This is a genomic window from Hominifimenecus sp. rT4P-3 (assembly GCF_051055405.1).
Taxonomy (GTDB): Bacteria; Bacillota; Clostridia; order Lachnospirales; family Lachnospiraceae; genus Pseudolachnospira.
Map to the genome: position 1 here is coordinate 2,670,800 of NZ_CP167068.1, position 17,727 is coordinate 2,688,526.

Genomic DNA, 17,727 nt, shown 5'->3' on the forward strand with positions numbered 1-17,727 from the left:
CCCACATCCGGCTTCCTTCAGATTCCACCTCACGATGGACACCCTTGCCTTCGGCTATATCCTTCCCACTACCGGGCGGATTCGGGACTTTAACCCGTTAGAAACGTGCGCCGCTGGGCGCACTTGAGCAAAGAAAAACCCTTGTAAGAAATTACAAGGGTTTTCTATCGCTGGGCTACAAGGATTCGAACCTTGAAATGACGGAGTCAGAGTCCGTTGCCTTACCATTTGGCGATAGCCCATCGCTCACAGCGATAGTTATTATAGCGCATCCTTTTCCATTTGGCAAGACCTAATTTCAACTTTTTTCAAAAATCTGTTCCCTGTTACCGCTTTTCTTTCGAATAGTTTTCTAAAAATTGATAGAGACGTTCCATCTCTTCCGGCGTTCCCACTGTAATCCTCAAATAATTGTCAATCCGCGGCTTATCAAAGTAACGGACGAAAATATTTTCCTTCCGCAAATCCGTAAAAAGGGTGCGGGCCGGAATCTTTTCATGAGTCACAAAGAGAAAATTTCCCATGGGCGCAGGGCCGGTAAATCCCAACGTCTGCAGCCGCTTTACCGCTTCCGCACGGGTATCCACAATCTTTTTCAAAGTCTCCCGGAAATACGTTTCATCCTTTAAAGCTTCCGCACCCAGGACCAATGCCGCCTCATTCATCGTATAGGAATTAAAGGAGTACTTGACGGATTGGAGCGCCTGAATCAACTCCGGACTGCCGATGCAAAAACCAATCCGCATCCCCGCCAACGAACGGGACTTGGAAAACGTCTGCACAATCAGCAAATTGTCGTACCGGTCCACCAAAGGCAACGCAGATTCTCCCCCGAAGTCAATATAGGCTTCATCCACAATCACCACGCTCTCCGGATTGCGGGAGACAATCTCTTCCACGAAAGAAACCGGCTCCAAAATCGACGTGGGCGCATTGGGATTGGGAAATACGATTCCGCCATTGGGCTTGCAGTAATCCTCCTTCACCAGACGGAATTCTTCATCTAACGGCTGTTTTTCATAAGGGATTCCAAACAGCTCCGCCCAGACCGGATAAAAGGCATAGGAAATATCCGGAAATAAAATCGGCTTTTCGGAATTAAAAAACGTCTGAAACGCCATGGCCAATACATCGTCGGAACCAACTCCCACAAAAACCTGATCTGCTCCGACATGATAAAATTTCGCCAACGCTTCCGTCAAAATGCTGCAGGAAGGGTCGGGATAGCGGCGCAGCGCATCCGCCTGAATCGACTGGAATGCTTCGATTACCCCCGGAGCCGGAGGATACGGATTTTCATTGGTATTTAATTTTGTCACATCAAACGCCTTCGGCTGTTCCCCCGGCACATAGGGTTCCACCTGGCGCACATTTTTCATCCAGGGCTTCATCATTACTCCTTTACATGTCCTTTGTATTTCAAAACCTCGATCACCGAGTCCACATACCGCTCGCAAGTCGCATAATCCGGCGCTTCCACCATCACACGAATCACAGGCTCCGTGCCGCTTTCGCGAACTAAAATCCGGCCTTCGCCGCCGAGCGCTTCCGCCACCTCCAGCACTTTCGCCTGCATATCCGGATCGCCTTGCGCATCCGGCTTACTTTCCACGCGAACATTCTTCAGTACCTGGGGATAAATCTTTAACTCTTCGCAGAGTTTGCTGAGAGGCTGCTTCATCTCCAGGATCACTTCCATGATCTTTAAAGAAGTTAAAATTCCATCGCCAGTGGAGGCGTACTTGCTAAAAATAATATGACCGGACTGCTCGCCCCCAAGCCGATGGCCGTTTTCCTGCATATTTTCATAGACGTATTTGTCTCCGACCGCCGTCTTGACGTAATCGATGCCTGCTTCCTCCAAAGCCTTGTAGAGACCAAAGTTTGACATAATCGTAGTGACGATGGTATTGTTTGCCAGCTGGCCTTTTTCTTTCATATACTTTCCGCAGACATAGAGGATCGAATCCCCGTCCACAACATTTCCCTGTTCATCGACGGCAATACAGCGGTCCGCATCCCCGTCAAAGGCAAACCCGACATCCAGCTGATGCTCTTTTACAAATTCCTGCAGCACATGGATATGGGTAGAGCCGCAGTCCCGGTTGATGTTGGTTCCGTCCGGATCGTTATGAATCACATAAGTCTTTGCACCCAACGCGTCAAAAACGCTCTTTGCAATGGTAAAGGCGCTGCCATTGGCGCAATCCAGGCCAACGCGCTTGTTTTTAAAAGAACGGGTCGCTAAGGTAATCAGATAACCGATATAACGGTTTCGCCCGGCCGCATAATCAACGGTACAACCGATCTCTTCTCTTCTTGCCAGAGGGGCTTCCGGCATTTTCCCGTCCAGATAGCGTTCAATCTCTTCGATCACTGCTTCTTCTAATTTTTCCCCACGGCTATTTAAAATCTTGATTCCATTGTCATAAAAAGGATTGTGGCTGGCAGAAATCATAATCCCACAGTCAAAGTCTTCTTCCGTCCGGACCACATAGGCTACGCTGGGCGTCGTGGTCACGTGCAAGAGATACACATCGGCTCCGGAAGACGTAAAGCCAGCCGAAAGAGCATCCTCAAACATATAGCTGCTTCGTCTGGTGTCTTTTCCAATCGCTACTTTACATCTATGATCTCTCCCATAATACCATCCCAGAAAGCGGCCGATCTGGAATGCGTGCTGCACCGTCAAATTTACATTGGCTTCTCCGCGGAAACCATCTGTCCCAAAATATTTTCCCATAAAAGTGGTTCCTCCCAAAAAGGCGTCCCCCGGAAATCTACCGGTTTTCACACCTGATTCGGTGACAGTATAGCACAAACCGTCATTCTTCGCAACCAAACTTGCCTGTTCTTCTTGTTTTCGCTCGCTGTTTTTTTCCATGTGTCAACCTCTGAACGGTTCTGTTTCTCTATGTTATTCCCGTCTCAGCCGCTTCATGTTTTAGGCGGAGCGATTTTTATTGGATCAGAATCAGGTGTTAAAGTCCCTGTATGAAAACATATCGGAATATTTTGTATTTGCAGGAGCGTTAGTACTTCTTCGATTCCGGGAATTTGTCTTATGAACAAAAATAAGACTGTTTGAGCGCAGCAAGTTTCTTATTTTTGTTCATGCTTTTCACAAATTGCCGGAATCCTAGAAGTACTTGCTCCGAAACCCTACAAAATATTCCGATATGTTTTCATACAGGGCCCTTAACATCCGAATCAAGTCCAATAAAAAGGAGCGTCGGCCTTTTGCCTCCGCTCCCTGTATGTTTAGTAAAATTTATTGCAGCTTTTCGTCCTCGTTCCAGCGGATATGCTCCTGCATCAAATCCGGAAGATCTTCTTCCTCCGCCGCCAAATAAAATTCTGCATAGCGATAATCTTCCTCGCCGGAATAATAGGTAACTTGAAACAGAATAAAATCGCCATCCGCTTCAATCTCCTTTCCGGCGGCCTGATCGATCAGTTCCCCCAGCTGCCTGCCAAAGATACGGCTGTCTTCCCAATCCTGTACCTCACCGCTCTCCGCCATTTCATCATCCATTCCTTCTACATAGGGATCATACGGATTAATCGAAAAGGCGACGCTGGCAGAAAAACGATCCGCACCGTCCTGAAATCCTCTGGCGTAGGCATCCGTCACAATAAAGTCCTGACTTTTTAGCGCCTCAGCGATTTCCTGCGCATCCGGATTCACTTCCTGATATTCCTTGATATACTGTGCAAAGGTCCGCGGCATCTTCGTGGAAATCGGCAAAGTTCCGTAAAGCGGTTCTGTTCCCTTATATGCTTCCAGCCCCAGAGAAGATACCGTCGTATCCCCGCCGCTCTCCAATCCTCTCACCAGAGTATACCACTCTTCAAAATCCATCTCTGCGACTTCCCCCCGCATCACCTCATAAATCCGGCCGGCGGCTGCGTCCGAAAGCCCATTCTGCGATCTTACGATAACCTCTTTCTTGTCATTTTCAGGCAGATTGGAAAACAGCGTGCGGACTTCCTCTTTTTTCTTATACTCTTCCATCAAGACTTGCTGGTCCGCTTCCGTCAAATAAATATTTCGATATATGGTCCGGCTTCCGCTGCAAATCCCAACCAGACGAAGGCTGACGCGGTTGCTTCCAAAAAGGCTGCCAATGCTCCCATTGCCGGAGCGGTCCTTGTAATGCCGGATGGTTTGGCCAAGACGCTCGCTAACCAATCCTTTGATTTCTGGGGAATCCAAACGGATATCTTCCAGATAAGCGCTGAAATAGTCGGTTCTGCTCTCTTCACTGTAATAAGAAGAAACAAAAAAGATCGACTCATCTTCCGGCAGCACCCGGACATAGGAGATCTCCTCGGCGCTAGGCTGCTGTGCTTCCGTAAACCGATAGATACCAAACATGCCAAAAATGAAAACGATGTTCAAGGCTGCTAAAATCCCAAGTCCTGGAATCGCCGCAGACAGATTTCGCAGTTTTTTTGTGGCAATCAACTCATAAATGAAATATGCCAGAATCGCGATCAGATAGCAAACCGCCACACCAAATAATGTAGAATTCGATATACTGCTCTCCAGAATCGCCCCAAAAATAATGGTGATCGGAATCAGGCAAATCGTCATGGAGACAGCCAACCGAAACACCGCCTGCAGCTTTCTGGAGGGAGCCGCCTGTCCGGCCGCCTCGCTTTTCCTGCGCACAAACAGAAAACGGGCAAGCAGAAAATAAATCCCCGCCAACGCCAGCGTATAGATTCCCGCAGGGTAACTGTATGCCACTTGCGTCATCGTTCCGTCAAGCCAACCGAAAATCGTTCCGGTAATCACATTCCAGGAAATGTCCACCAGGGGAAATAGATGCGCCGTGCTGACATAAGGCATGGCAGACCGAAGGCACGTGCCAACTACCATAAGAATGGTCCTCGGCAAAAAGATGATCAGCAAGGACACCACAATATTGGTAAACAACGTACCGGTAAGGCTAATGGCTAAGAGCACGCTGGCCGCTACCAGAAGACTGGCCGCCGTCATGGTAAAAAGCAGGGATAAGACAGACGCCTGCGTCAATACCAAGTATTTTCCCAAACATTTACACGTGAGAATGCAAAGCGCCGTGGACCCCCACAAAATAACGAGAAGCCAGGTCAAAAGAGCAGCTGTCAAACTCATAAACAGGCAATTGCGGGTATGGGGGATCACATGATAGAAATCGCTGGCATTCCGTCTGTCCAAAAAATGAAACAGATACAAACTCATCATTGGCGCCAGCACTGGAAACCCCAAAATCAATAAAGGATGCACCCTCATCAAAGTCAACATAATCGGATTCGCTGCCGTCAACGCTTCTCCAGCCGCCTCCATTTGAAACACCATCCGGGAAGAATAGTCGATCGCTTCTCCTACCGGGGCTAAAATCCCGCCAAGGGTCATCACAACCAAGCCTAAAATTCCAATGACTCGAAGCTGCCTTAGCCCTTCCCGGTACAGCCGGACGTCAAACCAGTTTTTCTTCATGCCCTCACCTCCTTTTCCTCCACAAATCCATAGCCGCTGGGATCAAAGAAATAGCCCAACGCCTCCATTTCATAGGTAAATACTTCTTCTAAAGTCAGCGGAAGCACATCCAGCAAAACCGGATGCAGAGCTGCAATCTGTGCCACCGTCTCTTCCTGCTGTCCCCGTACGATCAAATTGGCCACCGAACCTCGTTTGGAATAGTGCAGTAACTCGATGCCGGCAAACAGTTTTTCATTGAAGGTTTCATGGAAGGCTACCTGGACTTTAAACAGGGAAGTCTTTAGATTCTGGATATCGCTCTCCAACACCAGGCCGCCCTGATGAAGCAGCGCCAGCTGATCACAGGTATCCTCCAGCTCCCGCAGGGAATGAGAAGTGATGATCGCCGTGGCCTGCCGTTCCAAAACATCTTCGCAGATCAGAGACTTTACCAGATTTCGCATGACCGGGTCCAGTCCGTCAAATGTCTCGTCAAAAAACAAATATTTGGGATGAGCAGATAGAGCCAGTATAATCGCCGCCTGCCGCTTCATTCCTTTGGAAAAATTGCTGATCGGCTTCTTGGGATTTAAGCCAAAGGTCTCCGTCAAATACCCATACCGATTCCGGTTAAAGGCTGGGTAGATCGACTCATACAGCTTTGCCATCCGATCCATAGAGGCTCCGTTTAGAAAAAACAACTCATCCGGAACATATGCAATCTCTGCTTTCTTCGCCGGATTTTCATAAACCGGCTCTCCGTCTATCTCTACCTTTCCGGAATCTGGGCGGTAAATGCCCGTGACCAAGCGAAGAAACGTGGACTTTCCAGCGCCATTGGAACCCACCATACCGTAAATGCAGCCATGGGGAATCGTACAAGAGATCTGGCTCAAAGCAGTAAAACCATCAAACTTTTTCGTAAGCCCATCCACTTTGATCATTGGATCGCCTCCCTCTCCTGGTATGCTTCCTCCACACAGGCGATAATTTCTTCTTTTTTAATACCGGCTAACGCCAGTTCGCTGATCAAAGCAATAAATTCATTCAATTTGCTTCTCCTCCTCTCACCAATCCGCCATACCGCGTCAGGCGCGACAAAGCTCCCTTTCCCGGGAACCGAATAAGTAATGCCCCGGCGGTCCAATTCCGAGTAAGCCTTTTGTATCGTATTGGGATTGACTGCCAGCTCCACCGAAAGACTGCGAACGGATGGGATCTGATCGTCCTGGTGAATGATTCCTGTCAAAATAAATCGTTCCACTTGATTCACCAGCTGTTCATATACCGGTTTCCGGCTCATGACGTCAATTTGAAACATCCGCTTCCTCCTCCCTTTTCTATTCTAAGTGTATTATTTCATATAGTACACTTAGAATATACCAGATGGAGGATTTGATTACAACCGCTGATTTCTTAAGAGTTTCTTAGTTTCAACGGATTTTTTTCAATTAACGCCAGCTTTTCCGTTCGCGTCAGCCTTTTAATGGCGCACTCCCTTTTCAATGCTTCCGATTTTGTGGAAAATGTCTCTTGATATAACAGCTCCACCGGCCGGCGGCTTCTGGTATATTTGGCGCCGCTTCCTGCATTGTGCGCCTTTAGCCTGTCCGCAAGATGGGTCGTCCATCCTGTATAAAGAGTTCCGTCCGCACAACGAACGATGTAGACCGTATGCCGTGCTTTTTCACACATGTCTGCGCCTTCCTTCCCGTCCGTCCCACAGTTCCTATTGTCTTGTATCTTCACGCTTTTTTGCATATTTTTATTGATTCTGCCTAACATACCAGTAGAGAACAAAGAATTTCGTGAAACGAAATTCTCCGCCTGCGGCGGGAAAGTAAACAGGAAGGGGAATCTTTTTGGAATTCAATCGTAAAACGATCCGTGTTCTCATGGGTCTTATCAGTTTTGCCATTGTACTTTATGTAAGCCTGCAAAACCTGGGGGCCGTGGCCCGCGGTCTTTCCTGGCTCCTTGGGGTATTTTCACCGCTTTTCATTGGATTTGCCATTGCTTTTGTGCTGAATGTTCCCCTCCTCACATTGGAAGAACGGGTTTTCCCGACTCTGCCCTGGAAAGACAACCGGATTTTTCAAAGAATACAGCGCGTTCTGGCAATCGTTCTCAGCGTGTTTCTTCTTTTTGGTCTGCTTTTGCTGCTTTTGTTTTTGATTCTGCCCCAGTTAAAATCCTCGGCTCTCTCCCTGGCTCAAGTACTCCCCGGATACCTAAAGGATTTCCAGGAATTTGCCATTTCCTTTTTAGGAAGATGGGGCATTTCTCTAGAATCGCTCAACCATCTGACATTGGATGCCGGCAAACTAGAAGAACTTGTCACCACGTTTTTTTCCCGTGGAGACGCCTCCTTTGCCGATGCCATCGGTGGAGCCGTCAACTTGGCAGCCACCGTAATCCATTCTTTTGTCAACATTGTCTTCGGCTTCACCTTTGCCATGTATATCCTATACAGCAAGGAAACCCTCAGCTATCAAACGAAGAAAATTTTACTGGCTGTCTTGCCAGAACATGTGGTGGAACGGATTTTCTCCCTCTCCACCCTGTCCTATGAAGTATTCTCCCGCTTTGTTTCCGGCCAGTGCATCGAAGCGGTAATCATCGGCCTGCTCTGCTATCTGGGAATGCTGCTGTTTTCTTTTCCCTATGCTTTGATGATTTCCGCTCTGGTTGGCTTTACGGCTCTGATTCCTGTAATCGGAGCTTTTCTCGGCACGGCGGTGGGCGTCCTTTTAATCTTTATGGAAAGCCCGGTAAAAGCGTTTTGGTTTGTAATCTTTATCATGGTTTTGCAACAGCTAGAGGGAGATCTGATTTATCCACGGGTAGTCGGCAAATCCATCGGCCTTCCCAGTCTCTGGGTCTTAGCCGCCATTACCATCGGAGGAAGCACCGGTGGCATCCTCGGTATGCTGCTGGGCGTCCCGCTCTGCTCGGTACTCTATTGCCTGATGCGGGAAGCCGTCAATGGAAAACTAAAGGAAAAAATCACGCCGGAGGAAACCGAAAACTCCTAATCTTTTGGTCAAAGAGCCAAATTAAACGCAAATAACCCTGCGCAGCATAGATAGAACAGGATCATGCCTTTGTTTCCCAGAAGCTGTCTTTTCCAACCTTGCTGCCAACCTCCCTGCTCCGGCAAACGGGGACAAAAATATCTTCGGTCGGCAATGAGAAACACTACGCCAAGAGCCGCCACGGTCAACAGCAAAACCGTGCTGAGCATCGTCAGCCACAAAAGATCCTTCTCCAAAATAAACACGGAAACCAGACTTCCGAGACTATTGAAAAGGATATGAAATCCGATGGAATACCCAAGGCGTCCGCTTCTAGCATAGAGCAGGCCAAGAATGATGCCAACCAAGAAGGCATAGAAAAACTGATACAGATTTCCGTGGTACAGGCCAAACATCAGGGCAGATACCAGTACCGCCGCCCGTTCTCCATAGGCCAGCAAGCGATCCATGATTACTTTTCGAAATAGAAATTCTTCTATGATTGGCGCTAAAATAGAAATCAAGAGAAAATTCAGCCAGACCGAGGATTCTGTGACGATCGCCTCAATCCCATTGAACGTTCTCCGATTCAGGAAAAGAGAAACCAAAAAGTTCATTCCCTGCCCGATCAGGCTCCCAATATACATCAAAGCGTAGCCGACCATAAAATACTCCGCTAAAAGCTTCCCGCGCATCTTCCTTTTTCTGGGCGGAACTGCCGGCACCCGCCGTACACAAAGCAGCACCACTGGAATGCCTACCAAATACTGAAGAAAAAGCATCACCCAAGTAACCCACTCCTGTGTAAGCGCTTCCGGCCAAAACTGAGTCAAAAGAAAGCTAAAACCCAGCTGAACCATCACGCTCAAAATGAGCATACATGCAAACCCTACCGCAATCCGCGCCGTCCCCTTTGGACTTTGTTCCATTTCCCACTCCTGCATATCATTCCTCCACCAGGTAAACGCCTACTTTGTTTGCATTTTCCCCAAGTTTACGCCAAACATTCCTCTCCTCTATATCTTAGCAGATTACCGTTTGATTTTCCATCCCTTCCATGTTACACTACATTTACCTTCCATTAACAAGGAGACATTGCCATGCTCTTACCGAAAGCCAAAACAGAAAAAGGAGACCTCTTCCGAAATCTTACCATCACCGTAGGACTTCTGGGAATCGCCTCCCTGCTTTCTTTTCTTTATCATTCGTTAGCCAACAACACGGTTAATATTGCCATTCTTTACATGCTGGTTATCGTCATTATTGCCCGCAACACCACAGGATATCTATGGGGAATCGCGGCCTCCGTGGTCGGAATCATCGCCATCAACTTTTTCTTTACCGCCCCATTTTTTGAACTCAATTTCTCTTTGGAAGGATATCCCATCACATTCGCCGGTATGCTGGCTATCACTTTGATTACCAGTACCACGACGACCCATCTTTCCGAACAAACCCAATTAAATCTGGAAAGGGAAAAAATGTTGATGGAAGCAGAAAAGGAAAAGATGCGCGCCAATCTGCTTCGCGCCATCTCCCATGATCTGCGCACCCCTCTTACCAGCATTATCGGAGCCAGCGCTACCTATCTGGAAAGCGAACACTCTCTCAGTGAAGAAGAAAAACGACAGTTGATCTGCAACGTCCACGAAGACGGAGAATGGCTCTTAAATATGGTGGAAAATCTACTTTCCGTTACCCGCATCAGCGATAAGAACACCACCAAGGTGAATAAATCCCTGGAAGCCGTTGAGGAAGTGATCGCCGAAGCGATTACCAGACTAAAAAAGAGAATTCCAACTGCGGCCGTCTCGGTCTCCATGCCCGACGACCTGATCTTGGCTCCCATGGACCCCACTCTGATTGAACAGGTTTTAATCAATCTCATGGAAAATGCCATCCGCCACTCTCACAGTGAGCAGCCGATCGAATGCCTGGTCTCCACGGAAGAATCCCTGGTCCGCTTCTCTGTCTATGATTATGGTATTGGCATTGACCCCAACCGTCTCTCCACCATTTTTGACGGATACAGCTCGGATGAAAACAACAGCGGAGACTCTTCCAGAGGTATGGGGATTGGGCTTTCCATCTGTAAAACCATCGTAGCCGCCCATGATGGAACCATTGAGGCAAGAAATCATGAGCGCGGCGCTGTTTTTTCCTTTACACTGCCTTTAGAAGAAACATCCTGATCTTTCCTCATTTTGCTTTTCTTTCACTGAAACGCAATTATCGTTCTGTTTTTTGCGCCGCCCGGTATTCTTCCGCCAGTTCCGCCACGGTTTTTCCAAACACGGGATGGCGCGCCCACGGGGCGATTTCTTCCAGCGGATAAAGGACAAAATCCCGGCGCTGCATATCCCGGTGAGGTACGGTCAGCTGGGGCAGATCGATGATTTCGTTGTCATAGAAAATGATATCCAAATCCAATGTCCTGGGACCCCAGTGAATCTCTCTCACTCGATTTGCCTTTTGCTCGATTTCATGCAGGCGATCCAAAAGGATAAGCGGCGGCAGCCAGGTCCGAAGCCGCAGGCATCCGTTTAGGAAATCATCCTGCTCCAAATACCCATAAGGGGCTGTACGCAGGAAAGAGGAAACCTGTTCTACCCGACAGCCTTTCGTATTTTTCAATTCCTGAACGGCCAACTGAAGATATCCTTCCTTATCTCCCAGATTGGAACCCAGCGCAATATAAGCCGTATGCCAGCCCCGCTCGATCTCCACGGAAACCGTTTCCAGCGGGAGGCCCACCGGCGCCCAGGGTTTTTTTAGTTCCAGGCAGACTTTCTCTAAAAGCGGATAGGTTTCCAGCAGATCTTCCGCCAGCCCTTCCGCGACTCTCTCCAAAAGCTTATGGGTATGCGTCTCCATGTAATGCTTCATCCGTTTGCTTACTTCCCCATAATGGATCGACTTTGACAGTTCGTCCGTCTGACCGGCCTCCCAGGTGTCCACAAACAGAGTGGCTGTGATGACAAACCTCTGCCCCAGAACATTTTCTTCTGGAAATACACCATGATAAGCATATACTTCTAAATTTTTGATATGAATTTGATCCATAAGAATCTTTCCCCCTCTATCCCTGCGCCAGGATCGCTTCCGTCATCCGAATCGCCCGCAGATTTTCCTTGATATCATGCACGCGGAAGAAAGAGCAGCCCTTGATCACACCGATAACGGAAGTCGCAATGGTGCCCTCCAACCGCTGATCCGTCGGAAGATCCAAGGTCAATCCAATCACGGATTTCCGTGACGTGCCAAGCAATACGGGATACCCAAGAGTCAGCAGCTGATCTACCTTTCCGATCACTTCCAGATTCTGTTCCCTCGTCTTTCCAAATCCAACGCCTGGGTCCAACATAATTTTATCCTCGGCAATTCCCGCCTTTTTTGCCAAAAAGATCGTCTCCCGCAAATCTTCCAATAACTCCGGCATAAATTCCTGGTAATTTGCCTCGGCCCGATTGTGCATCAGACAGCAGGCCACTCCATGCCGGGCAATGACTCCAGCCATGCGCTCATCGTATTTCAATCCCCAGATGTCATTGACCAAATCAGCGCCCGCCTGGATCGCCGCCTCCGCCACGTTTCCTTTATAAGTATCAATGGAGATCGGCACGTCAAATCGACTGCGAATCGCCTCGATCACCGGCGTTACCCTGGCGATTTCCTCTTCGTCCGTAATCTGTTCGTGACCCGGCCTTGTGGACTCGCCGCCCACGTCAATCAGATCGGCGCCCTCTTTGATCATGTCCTCCGTATGGGCGAGGGCGGCGTCCAAGTGATTCCACCTGCCTCCATCGGAAAAAGAATCCGGCGTTACATTCAGGATTCCCATGAGATATCTATGATTTTTTGTGTCAAACTCTTTCTTTCCAATCTTCATAATACAGTCTCCTTATCCCAGTATTCCCTTATTTTTCTTTTCATCCGCCCAATGACATTCCGACTCTGCCGGGCATGCGAAGCAGTTTCGGGATTCCTTATCCGCCCGGTAAAAAGAAGCAGCCGTCCCGTCTCGTTTTTGTCTCCCACGATGAGAACCAATCCATTCCAAAATCTGTTTCTGCTCCTCTGTGGAATACCCACAGTCCGGTAAAATCTTCTCCGCCTGCTCGATACTCGCCTGCTCATGGGGGACTTGATCCCGATATTCTCTGCCGCGTCCCAGATCGTGAAGCAGCGCCGCCGCATAAATCAGTTCTTTCTCCGGCCTGCGGCCTGCCTCCCATTCGTAGAGGCACGTAAGCCTTGCCACATCCAGGCAATGGGGAAGTCCATGACGGCAAAATTTCCGGTCCGCCTCCATCGAAAGAAGCAGCCGGAAATTCTCCTGGTATTGCGGATGGTTCCAAATTCGATTCACCCGTTCCATCGTTCCTCCCAAGCCCAATCAGCCCTTTACCATATCCATAAACATTTTCTGCAACTCAAAATTCCCCTGAAAAGCGCCGCGGACTACCGTACTAACCGTCTTGCTTCCAGGTTTTTTAATTCCACGCATGGTCATGCAAGTGTGCTCCCCTTCCACCATCACCATAACGCCCTGGGGATTCAAGTTCCTCTCAATGGCATCGGCGATCTGCGCCGTCATCTTTTCCTGGATCTGCGCCCTCCTGGCAAATACATCCACCGTCCGCGCCAATTTACTCAATCCTACGACCTTTCCATTTGGAATATAAGCAATATGCGCCTTTCCATAAAAGGGAAGCAGATGATGCTCGCACATGGAATAAAAGGTAATATCCTTCTCCAACACCATCTCATTATTTTCAACGGTAAATTGTTTGGCCAGATGCACATCCGCATCCTCCTCCATTCCACCGTAAATCTCCTCGCACATGCGGGCAATCCGCTCCGGCGTTTCCAGCAGACCTTCCCGGCTGGTGTCCTCCCCAATTCCTTCCAGATATAGCCGAACCGCCTCTTCAATCTTTTTTTTGTCTACCATTGTAATGCCTCTTTTCCGCTTCTTGGCTTTCTCATCTTCCATCTCAGAAGACAAAATCCCCCGTTTCAGCTATGAAGACGGGGAATTCCAAGGTGGATAAACCAAGCTTTATGACTGCAACGGGTGCGGACCCCACACCGCAAGACAAGCTTTTCGTTTCCATGGCAACTCCCCATCCATAGAACACTTGACGCATGAGATCCTATTTTGCAAAAATATAAGAGTAGTATAACATAATCCGTAAAAAGTTCAAGTCTTTTTCTTAACGTAATCCGCATTTTTTTAACAAAGCCGATAGCGCTTTGATTTCCATCCGCTTTTCAAGGCAAAATTCGCTTTACCGTTTTGTCCTCCGCCAACAGCACACGATCGCAAACCCCCTTTAAATTTTCCAGCGTATTCGACAGGATCACCAAGAAAAAACCATCGGCGGCCAGACTACGAAAATATTCGATCAAGACCGTCCGCTCTGCCAGAGGAATCCGCAGCAAAGGATTTTCCAAGAACAATATCTGAGGTCTGGTCAGGGCCCACCGGTAGATGGAAAGCAATTTCCGCTCAAAAAGCCTTAGATCCTCCACCCTGGAAACAGCTTCCCCCAGTTCAAATCGATTTTGAAATTCTCTGAGATAAAACTGATTCATACGCTCCGGTACGATGCCAAACCGCGGCTTTACAATACGGCTGGCCACCAAAGCAATATTCTCTCCTATAGACAAAGCATGGAAAAGCTCTTCTTCACTCTCTCCTGAGATATAAGCCAAATCTTTCGGAGCCAGCTCTGTCGGCCAAGACCATCCATTTTTTTCGAAAAAGTCTGTCATATAAATTGGCATCGGCTCTTCCAAGCTCCAGCCCACATCACAGATTCCCAAGATTTCGCCCTCTCGAATCGGAAATCTGCCGCAAAATCCAGATTCCGGCTCTTCCATTGACACAGGCGCAGATACCAACTCTCTTGGCACAGCTTCCAACCCCATTAAGTATGAAAGAACCGTTTCCTCTTGGATTTCTTCACGATAAAATATCTTCCGGACACTGCCGTTTCGCAGCAGCGCCGCCCGATCCGCCATACCCATAAAAAGGTTCGGCAGCCGGCTTAAAATCAACACGCTGCAGCCAGACTCCCTTAATTTTTGGAAAGCAGATTTTAACCCTTCTTGATCCTGCTCGCTATAAGAGCTCTCCGCACAGTCAAAAATTACCAGTTTTGCTCCCTTTAGCCGAGCCAACACGAGCCACAAAAGGCATTGCGCCATGCCAGAAAGAACCCCTACTAACGTATTCACATCACACAGCAGACCCAGCTCCATCATTTGCCGCTTCAAATGCCTGCGAAAATCCTGCCTGCTTCCCGCAGGCCTTCCTAAAATACTCTGAAAGTTCTCTTCCACCGTTAAGCTCTCGCAAAAATGGGTCCCCGGATCGATACAAATCACCGGTTCCGCTGCAAAATTTTTCGCTGCAACGGCTCTGCCATCTACAAACAGTCTCCCGCCGGCAATCTCACAGTCTCCTGTCAAAATCCCTTTTAACACTGCCATCCCGGACCAGACGCCCCCTAAAAGAAAAACAATCTCCCCATGACGCAGAAAAAAGTGAAACCCTTCCAAGGTTGCCATATTGGGATCTTCCGGACATATCCTTACATTCATTAAACGCAAATATTCATCCATATTTCCCTCCCATTCGGTATTGCCCCCGGCGTTCCTCATCCACCAATGGAATCAAGACTTCCACATCCGTCCCCATCCCCTGCGTACTGGTAATATGCAGGCCGCAAGGCTCGCCAAATAGAAGCTTCAACCGCTGGTTTACATTAGTTAAAGCAATGCCTGTCTTTTTCTCATTCTGTACCGGCATAGGCGTTCCGCTGTAAAAACGGCTGTTTAGCTCTTCCAAACGGGCCGCATCGATTCCAACGCCGTCATCGGAAATGACCACATGGAGCAGCGTCCCGTTTTGTTCAATCCGAATTCGAATATTTCCTTTGCCCTTTTTCTTTTCCAATCCGTGATACAAGGCATTTTCTACCAACGGCTGAAACGTCATTTTCGGAAGATAATATCCCATCAAGCTTTCATCCTCACAGTGAATCGAAAGAGAAAAACGATCCTCAAACCGATAATGTTGGATAGAAAAATAATCCTGTACATTTTCAATTTCCTGGCTTACTGACACCAAATCCCCCTGATTTCGGATGCTATATCGGAAAAATCGCGATAGCTTTCCCGTCATATCGGCAATTTCATCTGCGTGAATTTCCAAGGCTTGGCTCCGAATCGCATCCAATGTATTGTAAAGAAAATGCGGATTAATCTGGTTTTGCAATACAGCAAATTCCATATTGGCCTGGAGGGCCTCATAGGAAGTCTCCCGTTTCAAAGAGCGGCGCATCCGCTCCACACTTTCCGTTAACTCCTGGGGAAATGTGTCCTCTCCATCCGCATGCTCCAACCAGTGAAAAAACGCATCGTACAGCTTCTTTTCCTTTCGGAAATCCAAATACCGCATCATAAGAACTAGACACAGAAGAAAAAGAAACAAATTCAAAAGAGCTAAAAGTTCTTCCCTTCGCTGAATAAAAAATAGGATAAAAGCTGTCAGCACCAGCGTAAGAACGCCATACGCGCACCAATCAAACCAATCATCCGGCTGACTTTTCATACCCCTTTTCCCCCTTTATAGTAGAGCTTCCGGTATTCTCCTGGGCGGATTCCCACTTCCTTTTTGAATACTTTGCAAAAATATTTGTCATCCGCGTAACCTACGCTAAGCGCGATCTCGTAATTGGTTTTCTGGGTTGTCACCAAAAGCTCCCTCGCCGCGGCCAACCGAACTGCCGTTAGATAATCCGTAAACGTCCGCTTCTCAAACTTTTTAAAATTCGTGCTGAAATAAGCGGCGCTCAGGCCAACCACTTCCGCTGTTTTCTCCAGCGTAATCGGCTCTGCATAATGCTCGTTTATATACGCCTTTGCCAAGCGAATCGGCAATCCCTCCCTGTTGCTTTTCTCCTGGCGAACTCTCTCTAAAAAATGACAGCTCACAGATTTCAATCTATCCCATACGGCGTTAGCCCCAGCTTCCCGGTCCCAAATTTGTTCCCACTCTGGCCGGAATTCTTTAAAAATCATCTCAGCCTCGCAGGATACCGCATAGGCTTCCATCTCTGTCAGTAAAAGAGTTCCCACCTCCTGCAAAACTGCCGGCGCCACCGGGGGCTTCCGGCGGAGCAATTCGTCCAAACGCTCGAACCAGGAAGCCATACCATCCGAATCCATCGCTTCCAGCAGCGAGACGAACTCCTTTTTTTTCATGGCCGTCACCATCATATCGGCCCGTATACTGGAAAAATTTAACCGTTCCGTCTCAAATACCAGATTTGCTCCCACCGTTAGCCTGGCCTGTTCAGCCAAGAATGCTTCCTTGGCTGATTTCTGTAAATCAGCTAGACAATCGACAACGTTTCCAGCCCCGATGCTGACCCAGGCGCCGCCAAATAATTCCACGGTCTCTTTCAGATCATAGAGCAGCGTCCTTAGGCGGTTGCGAATTCTTTCCGGCTCGTGTTCCGAAAAATTCAAAATAACCCCGATTCCTTTGTTTACCGATTCCAGACAGATATGGAAGGCTCCCTCCACAAAAAAGATTCGCTTTACTGCTTCCTGAAATTTTTGGGCCAAAAGTAAGTTGATCTCCTGCTGCAGATCCCGGTCTGTCCGAAGAAATAGGACCTGAAAATAAGAATAAGAAAAATGTTTTTGGTAGACGCTCTCCAATCGTTCCTGTGTGGCAGGAAATTCTCGTTCCTCATCGAAAAGATTCTCAAACATTTTTGCCCGATGGCCCAATTCGACTCGCTCGCTTAATTGCCTTAACTCCGTCTCCGTATCATTCATTTGACGCTTTCGATCCAGCATTTCCACAATTTTTCCCAAAACGCTGTTTAGCTGCTTTGCGTCGATGGGTTTTAATAGATAATCAATTACCCCATACTTTAACGCGCTATAGGCGTACTCAAAATATTTATAGCCGCTGATAATGACAAATGCAGCAGAAATTCCCAATTCTTCGGTCCTTCGAATCAGCTCAAGCCCATCGTATACCGGCATTCGAACATCCGTTAAAACAATATCCGGATGCAGTTCCTGAATCCTGGCTAAACCTTCCTCCCCATCCGCGCAGACGGCAGCCACCTCAATCCCAAAACGCTCCCAATCCCCTAACTCTAAAATCAAATTGCAAATTTTTCTTTCATCGTCCACAATGATTGCCCGATACATGTT

At 48.1% G+C, this 17,727-nt stretch carries 16 protein-coding genes, 1 tRNA gene and 1 riboswitch; of the genes, 2 read left to right on the forward strand and 15 right to left on the reverse strand.

Annotated elements, in window-relative coordinates:
- Nucleotides 1-170: 170 nt before the first annotated feature.
- From ACCC71_RS12285 to ACCC71_RS12315, 7 genes are all read right to left on the reverse strand, one after another.
- A tRNA-Gln gene (locus ACCC71_RS12285) sits at nt 171-242 on the reverse strand.
- Nucleotides 243-326: 84 nt separating this feature from the next.
- Nucleotides 327-1,391, reverse strand: a complete 1,065-nt coding sequence (locus tag ACCC71_RS12290) for a pyridoxal phosphate-dependent aminotransferase (protein ID WP_434309916.1) — start codon at nt 1,389-1,391, stop codon at nt 327-329.
- 2 nt (nt 1,392-1,393) lie between these two features.
- On the reverse strand, nt 1,394-2,743 hold the full coding sequence (gene glmM / locus ACCC71_RS12295) for a phosphoglucosamine mutase (protein ID WP_434311858.1): 1,350 nt from the start codon (nt 2,741-2,743) through the stop codon (nt 1,394-1,396).
- A gap of 528 nt (nt 2,744-3,271) precedes the next feature.
- Nucleotides 3,272-5,488 carry a hypothetical protein gene (locus ACCC71_RS12300; RefSeq protein ID WP_434309917.1) on the reverse strand — a complete coding sequence of 739 codons (2,217 nt, stop codon included), beginning with the start codon at nt 5,486-5,488 and terminating at the stop codon, nt 3,272-3,274.
- Nucleotides 5,485-6,414: an ABC transporter ATP-binding protein gene (locus ACCC71_RS12305; protein WP_434309918.1), complete on the reverse strand. Its 930-nt coding sequence runs from the start codon at nt 6,412-6,414 to the stop codon at nt 5,485-5,487. Before ACCC71_RS12305 ends, ACCC71_RS12300 begins: the two co-directional genes overlap by 4 nt.
- Nucleotides 6,411-6,791, reverse strand: coding sequence for a GntR family transcriptional regulator (locus ACCC71_RS12310; RefSeq protein ID WP_434309919.1), 381 nt, complete (start codon nt 6,789-6,791; stop codon nt 6,411-6,413). The genes ACCC71_RS12305 and ACCC71_RS12310 overlap by 4 nt, the downstream gene beginning before the upstream one ends.
- Nucleotides 6,792-6,886: 95 nt before the next feature.
- On the reverse strand, nt 6,887-7,165 hold the full coding sequence (locus ACCC71_RS12315) for a GIY-YIG nuclease family protein (RefSeq protein ID WP_434309920.1): 279 nt from the start codon (nt 7,163-7,165) through the stop codon (nt 6,887-6,889).
- 167 nt (nt 7,166-7,332) lie between these two features.
- Between ACCC71_RS12315 and ACCC71_RS12320 the strand changes: the two genes are divergently transcribed.
- Entirely contained in the window at nt 7,333-8,505 is a 1,173-nt protein-coding gene (locus ACCC71_RS12320) for an AI-2E family transporter (protein ID WP_434309921.1), read from the forward strand.
- 8 nt (nt 8,506-8,513) lie between these two features.
- Here the strand turns inward: ACCC71_RS12320 and ACCC71_RS12325 are convergent, their stop codons facing one another.
- A complete protein-coding gene (locus ACCC71_RS12325; protein ID WP_434309922.1) occupies nt 8,514-9,428 on the reverse strand; it encodes a lysostaphin resistance A-like protein in 915 nt (304 codons plus the stop codon).
- 156 nt (nt 9,429-9,584) lie between these two features.
- Here ACCC71_RS12325 and ACCC71_RS12330 point away from each other — a divergent pair, with 156 nt between their 5' ends.
- Entirely contained in the window at nt 9,585-10,676 is a 1,092-nt protein-coding gene (locus tag ACCC71_RS12330) for a sensor histidine kinase (protein ID WP_434309923.1), read from the forward strand.
- Nucleotides 10,677-10,713: 37 nt separating this feature from the next.
- Here the strand turns inward: ACCC71_RS12330 and folK are convergent, their stop codons facing one another.
- From folK to ACCC71_RS12365, 7 genes are all read right to left on the reverse strand, one after another.
- A complete protein-coding gene (gene folK / locus ACCC71_RS12335; RefSeq protein WP_434309924.1) occupies nt 10,714-11,547 on the reverse strand; it encodes a 2-amino-4-hydroxy-6-hydroxymethyldihydropteridine diphosphokinase in 834 nt (277 codons plus the stop codon).
- A gap of 16 nt (nt 11,548-11,563) precedes the next feature.
- Entirely contained in the window at nt 11,564-12,373 is an 810-nt protein-coding gene (gene folP, locus ACCC71_RS12340; RefSeq protein WP_434309925.1) for a dihydropteroate synthase, read from the reverse strand.
- Between the two features lie 12 nt (nt 12,374-12,385).
- Nucleotides 12,386-12,862 (reverse strand): HD domain-containing protein, encoded by a 477-nt coding sequence (locus ACCC71_RS12345; protein WP_434309926.1) that lies wholly within the window; start codon nt 12,860-12,862, stop codon nt 12,386-12,388.
- An 18-nt stretch (nt 12,863-12,880) separates the two neighbouring features.
- Nucleotides 12,881-13,438, reverse strand: a complete 558-nt coding sequence (gene folE / locus ACCC71_RS12350) for a GTP cyclohydrolase I FolE (RefSeq protein WP_434309927.1) — start codon at nt 13,436-13,438, stop codon at nt 12,881-12,883.
- Between the two features lie 115 nt (nt 13,439-13,553).
- Nucleotides 13,554-13,650, reverse strand: a riboswitch (THF riboswitch).
- A gap of 108 nt (nt 13,651-13,758) precedes the next feature.
- Nucleotides 13,759-15,114, reverse strand: coding sequence for a hypothetical protein (locus ACCC71_RS12355; protein ID WP_434309928.1), 1,356 nt, complete (start codon nt 15,112-15,114; stop codon nt 13,759-13,761).
- A complete protein-coding gene (locus tag ACCC71_RS12360) occupies nt 15,107-16,105 on the reverse strand; it encodes a sensor histidine kinase (RefSeq protein ID WP_434309929.1) in 999 nt (332 codons plus the stop codon). The genes ACCC71_RS12355 and ACCC71_RS12360 overlap by 8 nt, the downstream gene beginning before the upstream one ends.
- The gene (locus tag ACCC71_RS12365; protein ID WP_434309930.1) at nt 16,102-17,724 is read right to left on the reverse strand and encodes a response regulator transcription factor; all 1,623 of its coding nucleotides are present in this window, start codon (nt 17,722-17,724) and stop codon (nt 16,102-16,104) included. The genes ACCC71_RS12360 and ACCC71_RS12365 overlap by 4 nt, the downstream gene beginning before the upstream one ends.
- Between the last annotated feature and the right edge of the window lie 3 nt (nt 17,725-17,727).